This is a genomic window from Helcococcus massiliensis (genome assembly GCF_900258485.1).
Classification (GTDB): Bacteria; Bacillota; Clostridia; order Tissierellales; family Peptoniphilaceae; genus Helcococcus; species Helcococcus massiliensis.
In genome coordinates this window covers 249632-265310 of record NZ_OGVE01000002.1, presented here as the reverse complement: position 1 = coordinate 265310, position 15679 = coordinate 249632, and the positions used below count along the sequence as shown (strand labels likewise).

Below are 15679 nucleotides of genomic sequence, written 5' to 3'. Positions count from 1 at the left end.
AAAATCTGCTTTCAAAAATCAGTTTTTTGGGGTTGAATTTTTATTATAAATTTATGAAACCACATTTATTGGCTTATTATTTAAGAATGCCTCAATATTTTCTAAAGTAATTTCAGCTCTCTTAATCATAGACTCTTCTGTGAAGTATGCTATATGAGGGCTTAACAAAGTATTTTTGGCACTTAGCAGAGGATCATTTTCTAAGAGAGGTGGTTCTATATCAAAGACATCTATTCCTGCTCCTGCTATCAGACTGTTATTTAGAGCATCCTTTAGGGCTTCATTGTCTACAATTTGCCCCCTTGCACAGTTTATAAAGATGACATCTTTTTTCATAAGTTTAAATTCATTCTCTCCAATCAGTCTTTCTGTACTCTTGTTATAAGGTAGGTGAAGGCTTACGATATCAGATTGTTTTAATAAATCTTCAAGTGATAGGTATTTTCCACCTAAATCTAAAATTTCTTTCTTTTCACTATTTGAGTATGCTAGGATTTCACAACCAAAGGCATGGAAGAGTTTAGCAGTCTCACAACCAATTGCGCCTGTTCCTATAATTCCAACCTTTTTACCTCTTAGTTCTCTAAATCTATAACCCGACTTAGTCTTAAGTTCTCTTGTTTTCTCATCCATTGAAATTATATTTCTATAAAGGTCGAGAGCCATTCCTACTGCTAGTTCTGCAACAGCAGTATTTGCATAGCCGGAAGCATTTGAAACAAGGATATTTCTTTCCTCGCAAGCTTCCATGTCCACATGGTCAAAACCGGTGAAGGCAACAGCTATCGTCTTTAAGTTTTTAGCACTTTTAATAGCCTTTGCTCCAATTGGACTATTGGCTATAACTAGGATGTCAGTGTCTTTCATTCTTTCAATCTGTTCATCTTCATCTTTTGCAATGGTATCATAAATCTCCAATTCATGGCCACTGTCAGTAAGTTTCTTAAAAATATCTCTAAGTAGGTCCTTTTTAACTGCAAGAGGTTCTAAAACAGTTATATTCATAATTACTCCCTTCATTGTCTAAAAGTCTAGTCCTTTTCTTTGCATGCTTATTGATAAAATGATGCCCATCAATGTAAGGTTGATCATTTGGAAGGTTCCTCCACTAGAAACAAAGGGAAGAGGAATCCCTGTTACAGGCATTAGCTTCATGGTCATACCTACATTTTCAAATATATGAATAAATAATAGGGCGAATACTCCAATAACAAAGCTTGTATGGTATAGCTCATCTGCATTCAGGGCTATTACATAAAGTCGCCAGAGCATTATTCCATATAGGATTATCAAGCTTGCACCACCGATAAATCCGAAATCTTCAACTAAAACGGGGAAGATAAAGTCGGTTTCTTGGGCCGGTATATAGGAGTTTTGTGTGAATGGACCCTGCTTGTAACCTCGTCCGGTTAAAAGACCAGATCCTAATGCAATCAAGCCTCTATCAGTCTGATGGGTTGAAACTTCAAGGTTTCTGGAACCATCTCTAAAGTCTAAAATCCTATTTTTTGCATAACCTTCTAATTTATTCCAGATAAATGGCAAACTTATAAGTAAGATTACTGTAAATATAGCTAATAGTTTCAATATGTTTTTCCAGGATATGCCTGAGACAAATAGCATAGCAACTGTAACAAAAGCTAGAACAAGGGCTGTACCCAGGTCGTTTTGAAGGATTATCAATCCTACAGGTATTGCGCCTAAAATTATATAAGAAATAATGAATTTCCAAGAATTAACCTTGTTTTTATTTTCTCCTATGTAACTAGATAAGAATATTATCTGAAAAACCTTTGATATTTCTGAAGGTTGTAAGTTTATAGGTCCTAGTCTTAACCAAAGATTTGCACCCCATTCTTCACCACCAACACCCTTTACTATAGTTAATCCTATGAGACCAACTGACAAAGCGTAAAAGACCCATTTTATTTTCCTTAAAAAATCAAGGTCTAGCAGGAATATAAATAAAATTAAGAATATACCAACTATGGTGGCAAATAATTGTGATTTGATAGTTCTATTCAAGGGTGTCAAGGCTGATGATAGGACTACTAGTCCAAAAACTACCAGGGCTAAGAGTGTAAACACAAGAATAGAATCTATTTTTTTAAAGTCTTTTTTTGATAAGTTAAACATAAATTTTCTCCGTAAATCTAAAGCTAGCAATGTGTTATAATTCATTATAGAACAAATAACCATAATTATAAAGTAGAAAAGGAGGAGTGATGGCTAATAGGGTAAGGCTTAGTAAAGAGGAAAAACTTGAAGCTATAAGGATCCTATTTGATTATTTCCCTGATGCTGGACCAGAGCTTGATTTTACAAATGACTTTGAACTTTTATGTGCTGTTTTGCTATCAGCTCAGACGACTGATAGGCAGGTCAACAAGGTGACTCCTAAATTATTTGAAAAATATCCAAATCCAGAATCTTATTTAAATGCAGATATAAAAGACATAGAAGAGGCTATCAAAAGTATTGGCCTTTATAGAACTAAGGCTAAAAATCTAAAGGCTATGGCTTCTATGTTGGTAGAAAATTTTGATGGTAAGGTTCCAAATACGAGAGAAGATTTGATGAAGCTTCCTGGAGTGGGCAGAAAAACTGCCAATGTAGTTTTATCCACAGCCTTTGGTGAGCCGGCTATTGCGGTGGATACCCATGTCCACAGGTGTGCAAATAGGATAGGATTGGTTGATACCAGCAATGTTGAAGATACTGAAAAAGAACTTATGAAACTTTTACCTAAAGAAATGTGGACCAAGGCCCACCATGTATTGATATTTTACGGAAGAAGGATATCAACTGCAAGAAATCCTGACTGTGAAAATGATCCGATTAAACATATAAGTTTACATTGTAGGGGCTTGTTAGATCCTAGCAAAAAATAGGTTTAGGTATAGCTTAAGTTTTGTATGTGAAATACGATATAAAATTGACAAAAATCATGAATAATACTATGATATAAGATATTAATAATTAAAATCTATGATTAAGAAAGTAACTTATATTTTGACTTTAGAGAGGGTTCGGTTGGTGAAAGAACCAGGAAGGATATAAGTGAAGATCACTTAGGAGATGGTCTTTTGAATCTAGTAGGAAGACTCGTATTGGCTGCGTTAAGCTTAATGAAGACTATTTTATATAGTGAATTTGGGTGGTAACACGGTATAATCGTCCCAGCTTAGGCTGAGGCGATTTTTTTTATTGATGAAAAGGAGTAGAGATGACATTTAAACCATTAAATGATGGCCCTGTTAAAGATAGGGAACAGGCCACATCTAAATATTGGAAGGATATAAACTTATTGAATCTTTCCACAGAAACAAGAAAAGATGGTCCACACTATGTGTTTTATGATGGACCACCAACAGCAAACGGTAAACCAGGCATTCACCACGTTATTTCTCGTACCCTAAAGGATATGACAGTAAGATACAAGACTATGAAGGGCTATTACGTAGAAAGAAAAGCGGGTTGGGATACCCATGGTCTGCCAGTAGAAATCGAAGCTGAAAAGAAATTAGGATTAAATTCCAAGCAAGATATTGAAAAATACGGAGTAGAAGCCTTTAACAAGGTATGTAAGGAATCAGTATTTACCTACTCAAGCATGTGGAAGGACATGTCAGATAGGATGGCGTTTTTAGCTGATATGGACAAGCCATACATAACCATGGACAATGACTATATCGAAAGTGTATGGCACCTATTAGATGACTTCAACAAAAAAGGTCTTTTATATGAAGGGGCAAAGATTTTACCATATTGTCCAAGATGTGGTACAGGACTTGCTTCCCACGAAGTTGCTTTAGGCTATAAGGAAATCAAATCACAAACTGCTACAGTTAAATTTAAGAAAAAAGATAGTTATAATGAATATTTCCTAGCATGGACAACAACACCATGGACCCTACCTTCAAACGTTGCTATTACAGCTGGTCCAGACATTGACTACATAAAAGCAAAGCAAAATGACGAATATTACTATTTGGCAAAATCACTAGCTGACAAAGTTTTAGGCGAAGGTGAATATGAAATAGTAGAAGAAATGAAGGGTAAGGAGTTAGAGTACCTAGAATATGAACAACTACTTCCATTTGGTAAAGTGAATAAAAAAGCATTCTTTATTACCCTTGCCGACTATGTTTCCATCGAAGATGGTACAGGTTTGGTTCATTCTGCACCAGCCTTTGGTGAGGACGACTATCAAACAGGTTTGAAATATGATTTGCCTATGTTAAACCTAGTTGATGAAGATGGTAGATTTATAGGAACTCCATGGGAAGGCAGAGAAGTAATGGAAGCCGACCTTGACATAGTTATCTATTTAGGAGAAGAAGGTAAAATTTATTCTAAACAAAAAATGGAACACAACTATCCACACTGCTGGAGATGTGATACTCCATTGATTTATTATTCAAAACCTTCTTGGTATTTAGCTGTTACCAAGGTTAAAGACCAGATGATTGCTAATAACAATACAGTAAATTGGTTCCCAAGCTCAGTGGGTGAAAAGAGATTTGGTAACTGGTTAGAAAACCTAAAAGACTGGGCGATTTCAAGACAAAGATACTGGGGAACACCTCTACCAGTTTGGAGAAGCGAAGATGGAAAAATCATGACTGTTGGATCCAGACAAGAGTTGAAGGAAAAGGCAGTTGAAGATATAGATATAGAAACTTTGGACTTGCACAGGCCTCATGTAGACAACATTCATCTGAAAGACGAAGAAGGAACAATTTATACAAGGGTACCAGATGTAATGGACGTATGGTTTGACTCAGGTGCTATGCCATTTGCACAAAACCATTATCCATTTGAAAATACTGAAAACTTTGACCGCCTATATCCAGCAGACTTTATTTGTGAAGGTATCGACCAAACTAGGGGATGGTTCTATACATTGATGGCAATTTCTACAATGTATACAGGAAAACCAGCCTATAAAAATGTCTTGGTAAATGAATTAGTTTTAGACAAAGAAGGTAAAAAGATGTCTAAATCTAGAGGGAATACTTTGGACCCATTCGCCCTATTCGACAAGTATGGTGCAGATGCCGTTAGATTTTATTCAATATTTGTGTCGCCAGCCTGGGTGCCGACAAAATTTGATGAAGACGGTGTTAAGGAAGTTCAATCCAAGTTATTTAGAACCTTTAGAAACATTTATTCATTCTTCCAATTATATGCAAATACAGATGACATAGATCCAAGAAGCTTCAATATAGCTTATGAGGATAGAAGTGAAATAGACAGATGGCTATTGTCGAAATTTAACTCATTAGTAAAATACTATAATGAAAAAATGGATATCTTCGAATATACAGCAGTATCTAAGGCTATTACAGAATTTTTAGTAGAAGATTTTTCAAACTGGTATATAAGAAGAAATAGAAGAAGATTCTGGAAGTCAGATATAAATGACGATAAGAAGTCAGTTTACAATACAACCTACGAAGTATTGCTAGGATTGGCTAAGTTATTGGCTCCAATCACTCCATTTATTGCTGAAGAAATCTATGATAAGTTAACAGATGGAAAATCAGTTCACCTAGAAATGCTTCCAGAAGTTGACGAATCATTGATAGATTCACAATTAGAAGAAAAAATGGACCTAGTAAGAAAGGTAGTAAACTTGGGTAGGTCTTCAAGAGAAGATGCTCAAATCAAAGTAAGACAACCACTTTCAGAAATTCTATTAGATAAGACTTATGAAGGTTTGATAGGAGACTTATCAGACCTAATCAAGGAAGAATTAAATGTGAAAGAAGTTGTCTTTGCAGCTGACCTATCCGACTACATGAACTTTGAATTGAAACCAAACTTCCCAGTGGCTGGTCCAAGCCTAGGTAAGAAGATTGGCCTATTTGCTAAAAACTTGAAGTCAATCGAAAATCCAAAAGAATTTATAGACAAGCTAGAAGAAGGTCCAGTAAGCTTAGACCTACAAGACGAATCTATTGAGATTTCTAAGGATATGGTGGAAGTAAGAATATCTTCAAAAGAAGGATTCGACATAGCTATGGATAAAAATGTCTATGTAATCCTAGATACAGAACTTAGCGATGAGCTAATTGAAGAAGGTTACATGAGAGAATTTATATCCAAGATCCAACAAGAAAGAAAAGCTTCTGGCTTTGAAGTAACAGATGAAATTGAAATCTATTATGAAGCTGATGACGAACTAAGTTTAGCTCTTGAAAAACATAGGGCAGAAATAATGAAAGAAACCTTAGCTCAAAAATTAGAAAGAAAAGATCTGAATACAGAAGCTGAAGAATTAAACGATAAGACAGTGAAAATTGAATTAGTAAGATTATCTTAGTCGGATAATATAAAAGAGGAGGTTGCGAAATTTTTCGCAGCTTCTTTTTTGTGTATTTTGGTGTTTTTGGAAGAATGTCTGGGTGCAGAGTTTGGAACGAAGTAGATGAAAAGTTGAGAAATGTGCTAAAATGATTTATTGGAACTCCTCGGTAGTGGCACAAAATAAAAGAAAGACTAAGATATGCGCCAAATATTTTAGTGAAAAACTTTGAGAAAGGCACAAAATAGAGAGGAAAGTTGGAATATGCGCCAAAGTAAACCAAGGAGAATTTTAGAATTGGCGCAAAAGCTGGAAATATTCTAATAATGCGCCAAGTGCCTTGGTAAAGGTCCCTTGCTAGTGGCACAAACTTTAAGATTAATTTGGATTTGCGCCAAAATAGACTTGGAGATCCCTGTGAAATGGTGTAAAAGCTGAAAAAATTCTGAAAAAGTGCCAATTATTTTGATGAAGAGTCCTCGATAGTGGCGCAAAACAGATGAAAAGTTGGGAAATGCGCCAAAGCTAATTTGAAAATCATAAAATAGATTAGAAAAACGTTAATCATGTAAAGGGCAAAGGGATTTAAATTTACATGAGAAAATCGAGAAAAACTAGTGTAAATAAAAGATTAGATTCGAATTTACATGAGAATGCCTAAAATATTTCGCTGAATTCATGTAAATAAAAAGTAGAATTCAGATTTACATGAGAAAATCGAGAAAAACTAATGTAAATGAAAGATTAGGCTCGAATTTACATGAAGTCATCAAAGCCTATATATAAGAATCAAAATTGTAAATTCAGGGACTAGTTCAGAATTTGCACCTCGTCTTATCCTGAACTATTTTTGCAGCTAGGGATAGTTCAGATTTTAGACTTCGCCTTTTCCTGAACAAGTTTTGTGGTTGGAACTAGTTCAGATTTTAAACCTCGCCTTTTTCTGAACTATTTATTACTTCGATGTTTATATACCATAATTTCAATGATCAATTCCCCAGTTCGCTCAAATCCCAAGATCTCCTAAACCTATACTCTTTATAATCTCCAAATCCTCAAATATACTTAAATATCTAAAATCTCTAGTTGGGTAGCCGCGAAAAACCTCCGTTTTTTATACAAAAAATTGTTATTCTCACCACAAATGGGTATATATAACAATGTAATTGCTATTTATATCTATATATTATAAAATGTAATTTATAAGAGGAGATTTATGCAAAACTTAGTATTAATCACACAAGTAGCTTTTAGCATGGTTTCACCTATATTTTTAGCCTTGCTAATCGGTAGGTGGCTTGATAACAAATTGGGATTTAAGATGTTATTTTCACTTATATTCATTATTTTGGGAGTCTTAGCAGGATTCTTAAATGTTTATAAGTTGCTTACTGCTACGGATAAAAACAAGAAAGGTGAAGATCAGAGTGGAAGAAAACAATAAATATGTAAATTCTATAATTTACAAGAGTTTATTTTTGCTTTTATTTGAGATCATTATTTGTCTTGTTTTTTTTAATCAAAAAATCCAACTTGTCTTAGGTCTTATATTAGGTGGTGGTCTATCAATTGTATTTTTTAGACTCCTATATTACAACGTTATTGTTGCTATTGATAAGCCTCAAGATAAGGCTAAAAGATACATGGTGGCCAATTATTTTATAAGGTTTACCATAGCTGGATTGGTGTTAATTTTTGCTGCAAAATCAAGTTTATTCAACTTATATACTACTGGGTTTGCCTTGATGAATATCAAACTCACCCTTTATATAAATAACTTGTATACTCTTTTTAGTAATCGAAAGGAAGGGAAAAATGGACATTAGCATAGATTTTATGCTTAATGGAAATACCTACACTATACAACCTGAAATTGTAAATGTGACTATAGTATGTATTGTTTTATCAATACTAGGTATAATCATTGGGTATAAGGCTAAGAAGGCTGATTTTCGTGAAAACCCAAAAGGTTTGCTACTTCTAGGCGAAATGTTTGTTGAAACTATAGAAAATTTAGTTGAAGCAACAATGGGGAAGGCCAATCTTGGATTTGTTCCATATATTGGATCCTTAGTAATATTTCTAGCAGTATCAAACTTGCTTGGTTTGGTGGGATTAAAACCACCTCTATCAAATTATAATGTGGCTTTAGCTATGGCTTTAGTATCAGTTACCTTGATGCATGTAAATAATATTAGGTTCAACGGTATAGGTGGCTACATTAAAGGTTATTTCGAACCTTTAGGATTCTTGTTCCCAATTAATGTATTGGGAGAATTATCAACACCTATCTCAATGTCCTTTAGGATATTCGGTAATATCTTATCAGGTATGATAGTAACAACCCTAGCTTATAGTGCTTTGAATAGTTTATCAGTATTTGTTACACCATTCTTGGCACCAGCCTTACACGCATATTTTGATGTGTTTTCAGGGTTAATTCAGATGTTTGTATTTGTCATGTTGACCATGATAAATATAAATGGAGCAATTGGAGAAAGAACAAATTAATTAGGAGGAAAAAATGGGAAATATTTCAAGTGAAGCATTCATATTAGGTATGTCAGCACTAGGTGCTGGAATCGCCATGTTAGCAGGGGTAGGTCCAGGGATTGGACAAGGATACGCAGCTGGTAAGGCTGTAGAAGCAGTTGGTAGACAACCAGAAGCTAAGTCAGACATTATCCAAGTGTTACTAACAGGTGCTGCTGTTGCTGAAACAACAGGTATCTATGCATTAATCATTGCTATAATATTAGTAGTTTTACAACCATTAGTATAATTAAAACTAGGGGGGATAAATGGGTATTAAAATTAATGTAATCCCTGATTTTGTCAATATGGGTCAAACCCTTTTGGCAACTGCCATCCTATTTTTAGTACTTAGACATTTTCTTTTTAAACCTGTACAAGAGTTATTGGCTAAAAGAAAAGCTTACATCGAAGATGGTGTAAAAACAAAAGAAGAAGCCGATAAGCAATTAGAAAAGATGAATGAAGACTACCAGGCTAAAATTTTAGAAGCAAGGAAGGAATCTTCAGAAATCATATCTTCGGCCAGAGCCTATGGTGAAGATATAAAATCTAAGGCTGTTGAAGAGTCTAGAAAACTTGCCCAAGACGAATACGACAAGGGCATGATAAAACTAGAAAATGAAAAGAAAAAAGCTATGAAATCTATGAATGATGAAATAGTTGATATAGCTCTTTCAGCAACAGAAAAATTGCTTAAAGAAAAAACAAGTACAAATACTGATAAGGAGATGGTAAGGTCCTTGATATCGGATTTGGAGAAAACTTATGAATGAGAAAGTTGTTAAAGTTTATTCAGAAGCTTTTTTCGAACTATCTAAAGAAAAAAACAAACTAGACCAAAATAGGCAAGAATTAAAAGAGATAGAAGACATTTTAAAAGAACATAAAGAAATAAATCAAATTATTTCAAACCCAAATGTAAGCAAGGATGATAAAAAAGAATTGCTTGCTAAGTTGTTTGATGGTTTTGACAAGGATGTGATCAACCTACTTTATGTACTAGTTGATAAGTCTAGATTTGAGATTTTAATTGATTTAATTAGGGATTATAACCAAAGATATAAGGAAGAAAAAGGTATTATGGAAGGAATAGTGTATTCTGCAAGTAAACTTGATTCTTCTGATATGGATGACTTGGTTAATACATTAGAGAAAAAATATAAAAAACAAGTAGAGCTAACAAATGAAATTGATGAATCACTAATAAGTGGAGTATCAATTTACATTGAAGGTAACAGGATTGAAAATTCAGTTAAGAATAGACTTGAAAACTTAAGGGCTCGCTTGAAAAAGGAAGGTGAATAGATGAAATTAAAACCAGAAGAGATCTCATCAGTCATTAAATCAATGATTGATAAGTATGATCAAGATACTGAGATTTTTGAAGAAGGTTCAATAATCGAAGTTGGTGATGGTATTTCTCGTGTTCATGGACTAGAAAATGCTATGGCAGGTGAGCTATTAGAATTTGAAGGCTCAACCTATGGTATGGCTTTAAACCTTGAAGAAAACAATGTAGGTGTTGTTTTACTAGGGGATGATTCAAAATTAAAAGAAGGAGTTAAGGTAAAGAGAACTGGAAGAATCGTTGAAGTTCCAGTAGGTGACGCCCTTATAGGTAGGGTAGTAAACGCTCTTGGCCAACCAATAGATGGTAAGGGTCCTATAAAGACAGACAAGTATAGACCTATAGAATCACCAGCTCCAGAAGTTATTGAAAGACAGTCAGTTAACCAACCTCTACAAACTGGTATAAAGGCTATAGACTCCTTGATACCAATTGGTAAGGGACAAAGGGAATTAATCATTGGTGACAGACAAACAGGTAAGACAACCATAGCTACAGATACCATTTTAAACCAAAAGGGACAAGATGTTATTTGTATTTATGTAGCTATCGGACAAAAAGAATCCACAGTAGCCGGAATAGTGGAACTATTCGAAGAAAAAGGCGCTATGGATTACACAATAGTTTTATCTGAATCTGCAGCAAAATTAGCTCCTTTACAATATATAGCACCATATTCTGGTGTTGCTATGGCTGAAGAATTCATGCACCAAGGCAAGGATGTTTTAATAGTTTATGATGACTTGTCAAAACATGCTGTTGCCTATAGAGAAATGTCATTATTATTAAGAAGACCACCAGGACGTGAAGCTTACCCAGGTGATGTTTTCTACTTACATTCAAGATTGCTAGAAAGAGCAGCTAAATTATCAGATGAATTAGGTGGTGGATCAATTACAGCCCTACCTATAATTGAGACCCAAGATGGGGATATATCAGCATATATTCCTACAAACGTAATTTCAATTACTGACGGGCAAATATTCTTAGAATCTGAATTATTCTTTGCAGGACAAAGACCTGCTGTTAACTCTGGTCTATCAGTATCTAGAGTTGGTGGTTCTGCTCAATTGAAACCGATGAAAAAAGTATCAGGTGGTATCAAACTTGAACTAGCTCAATATAGAGAATTAGAAGCTTTCGCTCAATTTGGATCAGAACTAGATCCAGCTACTCAAAAAACCCTAGACAAAGGTGAAAGATTGATGGAAGTTATGAAGCAAGCTCAAGATTCACCAGTTGATGTTAGAGACCAAGTTGTTATCTTATATGCTGCAACAGAAGGTCACCTAGATGACATAGCTGTTGACAAGGTAAAAGAATTCGAGCTAGGTTTGCATGAATATATGCAAAATAGCCACTATGAATTAAGAGACAGAATTATAAGCGAAGAATTTGATGACGAAATCAAAAAGGAAATAGAAGAAGCGATTTTAGAATACAAGAAGACATTTGCTTAGAAAGAGGTATAAATGGCTAATCAAAAGGATATTAGAAGAAGAATCCAAAGTGTAGATTCCATTATGCAAATTACTAATGCCATGCAATTAGTTGCTTCTGCTAAGTTAAGAAAAATAAGGACCAGGTTGGAAAATACCAAGCCTTATTTTGATACAGTTTATCAAAATATCAATGAAATATTAGGATCTGTTAGTGAAACTACAGCCTTGATGGAAGAAAGACCAGTTAAAAATAGGGCTGTTATAGTTATAGCATCAGACAAGGGTCTAGCTGGTGGCTACAATAATAATGTAGTCAAAGAAGCTTTAAAGACTATACAAAGTGATCCGGAAGTAAACACCAAGGTATTTACTACCGGTATCAGATCTTTGGGATTGTTTAGAAGAAATGGCATCAAAGCCAATATCGACTTTTCACATATATCCAAAGAACCCTTGGCTGAAGATGCTGCAGTAATGGGCGAATATTTCACCAGAGCCTTTATAGATAAGGAATTTGATGAAGTGTACCTTGTTTATACAGAATTTAAGTCAATGATGAGTTTTGAACCTAAAACAGTAAAGTTATTACCTGCTTCTGGTTTTGACCATCATGAAGAAAAGGAAGAGGATTCATTAAATATAGAATATGAATTTGAGCCTTCAGCTCATTCTGTACTAACAAGGATGATAAAACAATATATTAATGTAACAGTTTATTCAGCTATTTTAGAATCCGCCGTATCCGAGCAAGCATCAAGATCAAATGCTATGGAATCGGCTACAACAAATGGAGAAGAATTAGTTGAAGAATTAGAATTACTATATAATAGAGCAAGACAGGCAGCAATCACTCAAGAAATTACTGAAATTGTTGGTGGAGCAGAGGCTCTTAATTAGATAGAAAGGAAAGTTATGGAAAAAGAAAATATAGGTAAGGTAGTCCAAGTTATAGGACCGGTGCTTGATATTAGATTTTCTTTAGGTTCTTTGCCAAAACTACTAAACTCTATAATTATCAAAAAAGATGATTTAGAGGTAGTAGCTGAAGTTTCCCAACATATAGGGGATGATACTGTAAGATGTATTGCAATGACATCAACCGATGGACTACAAAGAGGTGACAAAGCCGTAGATACTGGTAAACCAATATCAGTGCCTGTAGGTGACCAAACTCTTGGTAGACTCTTCAATGTTTTAGGTAAAACAATTGATAAGAAAGAAGAAATAGCTGAAAGTACTGAAAGAGCACCTATACATAACAAGGCTCCAGAATTTGAAGATTTAAAACCAGCTAATGAAATATTTGAAACTGGTATAAAGGTTATCGACCTTATGTGCCCATACGCAAAGGGTGGTAAGGTTGGTCTATTCGGTGGTGCCGGTGTAGGTAAGACAGTGCTTATACAAGAGTTAATAAACAACATTGCTACAGAACATGGTGGATATTCAGTATTTACAGGTGTTGGTGAAAGAACTAGAGAAGGTAATGACTTGTACTATGAAATGACAGAGTCAGGTGTTATCGACAAGACAGCCCTAGTTTTTGGACAGATGAACGAATCACCAGGAGCTAGAATGCGTGTTGCTTTAACAGGCTTGACCATGGCTGAACATTTCAGAGACCAACAAAACAAGGATGTTCTATTGTTTATCGATAACATCTTTAGATTTACCCAAGCAGGATCAGAAGTTTCTGCCTTACTAGGACGTATGCCTTCAGCTGTAGGTTATCAACCAACTTTAGCAACAGAAATGGGACAATTACAAGAAAGAATCACATCAACAAAAAATGGTTCTATTACATCAGTACAAGCTGTATATGTTCCAGCTGACGACTTGACTGACCCAGCTCCAGCTACAACCTTTAACCACTTAGATGCAACAACAGTTTTATCCAGATCTATATCAGAGCTAGGTATTTACCCAGCTGTAGATCCTTTGGAATCATCATCAAGAATCTTAAATGAAGATACAGTTGGTAAGAAACACTATGATGTAGCTAGAAGGGTTCAAGAAACCTTGCAAAAGTATAAAGACTTGCAAGATATTATATCCATTTTAGGTATGGATGAATTGTCAGAAGAAGACAAGATTATAGTTGCTAGGGCAAGGAAGATTCAAAGATTCTTATCACAACCCTTCCATGTAGCTGAAGTATTTACCGGCTACCAAGGACAATATGTTCCTTTGGAAGAAACCATTAGAGGATTTGAAGAAATCTTAGATGGTAAGCATGATGATATACCAGAATCTGCCTTCCTATACTGCGGAACAATAGAAGATGTGGTGGCAAAAGCTAATAAAGACAAATAGGAGGTAACAATGGATGAATTAAGACTAAAAATTGTTACTCCCGATAGAGAATTTTACAACGATACTATTGATACGCTAATAGCGAAATCTGAATTAGGTGAATTTGCTATATTAAAAAATCATCTACCAATGGTAGCTTCATTACAAATTTCTTATTTAAAAATAAAGAAAGATGGAGACTTTAGATTTGCTACAATTGCTGGTGGTTACCTAACTATGAAAGACAATGAGATAGTCGTAATCTCAGATGCCGTTGAATGGAGAGAAGAGATAGATAAAGAGAGAGCTATCAGAGCCAAGGAAGAAGCTGAAAGAAGACTTAAAGAAGCTAAAGATTCCTCTTCATTTGATAGGGCAGAACTTGAACTTAAAAAGGCTATCAATAGGTTAAATATAAAAGATTTATAGAAAAAACTGGATTTTATATCCAGTTTTTTTAGTATATAAAAAGCGTGTGGATTATCCACACGCTTTATAATCTTAGTAATTAATTTATTTTATTAGTTTTCGATATATTTAATTGTTGTTGCGCCCATCTTATCTGCAAATGATTCTGGGTTTGCATTTGAAATATCGTTAGGAATGTTGTCTGTTACACCATCAACATTATCAACTAATTTCTTGTAAATTTCATCGTATTGTTCTTTTGTGAATGTTTTGAATCTTGAGAAGTCTTCAGAAATTTGAACACCTTCTGTTTCAACACCGTGAACTTGAGCTTGTCCACCCTTGAATTGACCTTCAACAGCTTCTTTTGTTGCTAGGTATACTGAACCTTGTAAGTTCTTCATAGCTGATGTGATAACTTCTTGACCCATGTCTTTTTGGTCTACGTCAACACCAATCATTACAGCCTTGTTATCTTGTGCTGCTTTAAGTACTGATGAACCAATACCACCACCACATGAGAAGATTACTTCAGTTCCTTCTTGGAACCATGATGATGCCATTGTTTGGATTTCTGGTTTAGCTTCGAATGAACCTGTATAGTTGTATTTAACTTCTACTTTTATTCCTAATTCTTCTGCTGCGTGGTTAGCACCTGCTATAAATCCAAATCCGAATTTAATAACTGCTGGTACTGCTACCCCACCCATGAAACCTAATTTTGTGTAACCGTCTTTAACTGCTGCATAACCTGCTAAGAAACCTGATTGTTCTTCTTTATATAAAACAGCTGTTGTGTTTTCAGCGATTTTTACTTCTGTCTTACTTATTTTTGGTTCAAAGTCAACTGCTATAAACTTAATTTCTGGATGTTCAGATTGAGCTTGACCTACAGCTTCCTCGAATAGGTAACCAGGTGTTACAACAATTTTTGCTCCAGCTGCTATAGCTTGATCAATAGCTTGTTTATAAATTTGTTTACCTTCACCAGCTGGTCTTAAGTAGTTAGCTTTTACGCCAGCTTCTTTAGCGAATTGTTCTAAACCTTCAAATGAACCTTGGTTAAATGACTTGTCATCGATTGTACCTAAGTCTGTGATTAGGTATAATGAATTGTCATCTAATTCCATTTTACCTGCTTCTACACCAGTTTCTTTACCGGTTTCTGTACCTGTTTCTTTTACAGTTTCTTTACCAGTTTCCTTACCACCATTTGAACATGCAACTAATGATAATACTAGTACTAAAGCCAATAATAGAGATAAAACTCTCTTCATATTCATGTTTTTTCCTCCTAGAAAATTACAATGTTTTATAAAGCATCTCTGCCTAGTTTACTAAGAT

The 15679-nt window shown here is 34.7% G+C and carries 15 protein-coding genes and 1 other annotated feature; of the genes, 12 read left to right on the top strand and 3 right to left on the bottom strand.

Annotated features, from left to right (window positions below):
• Nucleotides 1-51: 51 nt before the first annotated feature.
• On the bottom strand, nt 52-1005 hold the full coding sequence (locus C4Q29_RS02870) for an NAD(P)-dependent oxidoreductase (RefSeq protein ID WP_103981328.1): 954 nt from the start codon (nt 1003-1005) through the stop codon (nt 52-54).
• An 18-nt stretch (nt 1006-1023) separates the two neighbouring features.
• Entirely contained in the window at nt 1024-2136 is a 1113-nt protein-coding gene (locus C4Q29_RS02865; RefSeq protein ID WP_159459195.1) for an FtsW/RodA/SpoVE family cell cycle protein, read from the bottom strand.
• Nucleotides 2137-2225: 89 nt separating this feature from the next.
• On the opposite strand from C4Q29_RS02865, the gene nth reads away from it, so the two are divergent.
• From nth to atpC, 12 genes are all read left to right on the top strand, one after another.
• Nucleotides 2226-2891: an endonuclease III gene (gene nth / locus C4Q29_RS02860; protein ID WP_103981326.1), complete on the top strand. Its 666-nt coding sequence runs from the start codon at nt 2226-2228 to the stop codon at nt 2889-2891.
• Between the two features lie 88 nt (nt 2892-2979).
• Nucleotides 2980-3185 (top strand) — a binding site (T-box leader).
• Between the two features lie 41 nt (nt 3186-3226).
• The gene (gene ileS / locus C4Q29_RS02855) at nt 3227-6328 is read left to right on the top strand and encodes an isoleucine--tRNA ligase (protein WP_103981325.1); all 3102 of its coding nucleotides are present in this window, start codon (nt 3227-3229) and stop codon (nt 6326-6328) included.
• 1198 nt (nt 6329-7526) lie between these two features.
• Complete coding sequence (locus tag C4Q29_RS02850; RefSeq protein WP_103981324.1) at nt 7527-7754, top strand: AtpZ/AtpI family protein; 228 nt, start codon at nt 7527-7529, stop codon at nt 7752-7754.
• Nucleotides 7738-8136 carry an ATP synthase subunit I gene (locus C4Q29_RS02845; RefSeq protein ID WP_159459194.1) on the top strand — a complete coding sequence of 133 codons (399 nt, stop codon included), beginning with the start codon at nt 7738-7740 and terminating at the stop codon, nt 8134-8136. Before C4Q29_RS02850 ends, C4Q29_RS02845 begins: the two co-directional genes overlap by 17 nt.
• A complete protein-coding gene (locus tag C4Q29_RS02840) occupies nt 8126-8821 on the top strand; it encodes a F0F1 ATP synthase subunit A (RefSeq protein WP_103981322.1) in 696 nt (231 codons plus the stop codon). Before C4Q29_RS02845 ends, C4Q29_RS02840 begins: the two co-directional genes overlap by 11 nt.
• A 13-nt stretch (nt 8822-8834) precedes the next feature.
• Nucleotides 8835-9092 (top strand): ATP synthase F0 subunit C, encoded by a 258-nt coding sequence (gene atpE, locus C4Q29_RS02835; RefSeq protein ID WP_103981321.1) that lies wholly within the window; start codon nt 8835-8837, stop codon nt 9090-9092.
• A gap of 19 nt (nt 9093-9111) precedes the next feature.
• Nucleotides 9112-9618 (top strand): F0F1 ATP synthase subunit B, encoded by a 507-nt coding sequence (gene atpF, locus C4Q29_RS02830; RefSeq protein ID WP_103981320.1) that lies wholly within the window; start codon nt 9112-9114, stop codon nt 9616-9618.
• Nucleotides 9611-10150, top strand: coding sequence for an ATP synthase F1 subunit delta (gene atpH, locus C4Q29_RS02825; protein WP_103981319.1), 540 nt, complete (start codon nt 9611-9613; stop codon nt 10148-10150). The genes atpF and atpH overlap by 8 nt, the downstream gene beginning before the upstream one ends.
• Nucleotides 10151-11653 (top strand): F0F1 ATP synthase subunit alpha, encoded by a 1503-nt coding sequence (atpA, locus tag C4Q29_RS02820; RefSeq protein WP_103981318.1) that lies wholly within the window; start codon nt 10151-10153, stop codon nt 11651-11653.
• Between the two features lie 12 nt (nt 11654-11665).
• Nucleotides 11666-12532, top strand: a complete 867-nt coding sequence (gene atpG, locus C4Q29_RS02815; RefSeq protein ID WP_103981317.1) for an ATP synthase F1 subunit gamma — start codon at nt 11666-11668, stop codon at nt 12530-12532.
• Between the two features lie 15 nt (nt 12533-12547).
• The gene (gene atpD / locus C4Q29_RS02810; protein WP_103981316.1) at nt 12548-13948 is read left to right on the top strand and encodes a F0F1 ATP synthase subunit beta; all 1401 of its coding nucleotides are present in this window, start codon (nt 12548-12550) and stop codon (nt 13946-13948) included.
• A gap of 9 nt (nt 13949-13957) precedes the next feature.
• Nucleotides 13958-14356 carry an ATP synthase F1 subunit epsilon gene (atpC, locus tag C4Q29_RS02805; protein WP_103981315.1) on the top strand — a complete coding sequence of 133 codons (399 nt, stop codon included), beginning with the start codon at nt 13958-13960 and terminating at the stop codon, nt 14354-14356.
• Nucleotides 14357-14448: 92 nt separating this feature from the next.
• On the opposite strand, the gene C4Q29_RS02800 is transcribed toward atpC, so the two are convergent.
• On the bottom strand, nt 14449-15612 hold the full coding sequence (locus C4Q29_RS02800) for a BMP family lipoprotein (RefSeq protein WP_159459193.1): 1164 nt from the start codon (nt 15610-15612) through the stop codon (nt 14449-14451).
• Nucleotides 15613-15679: the final 67 nt, after the last annotated feature.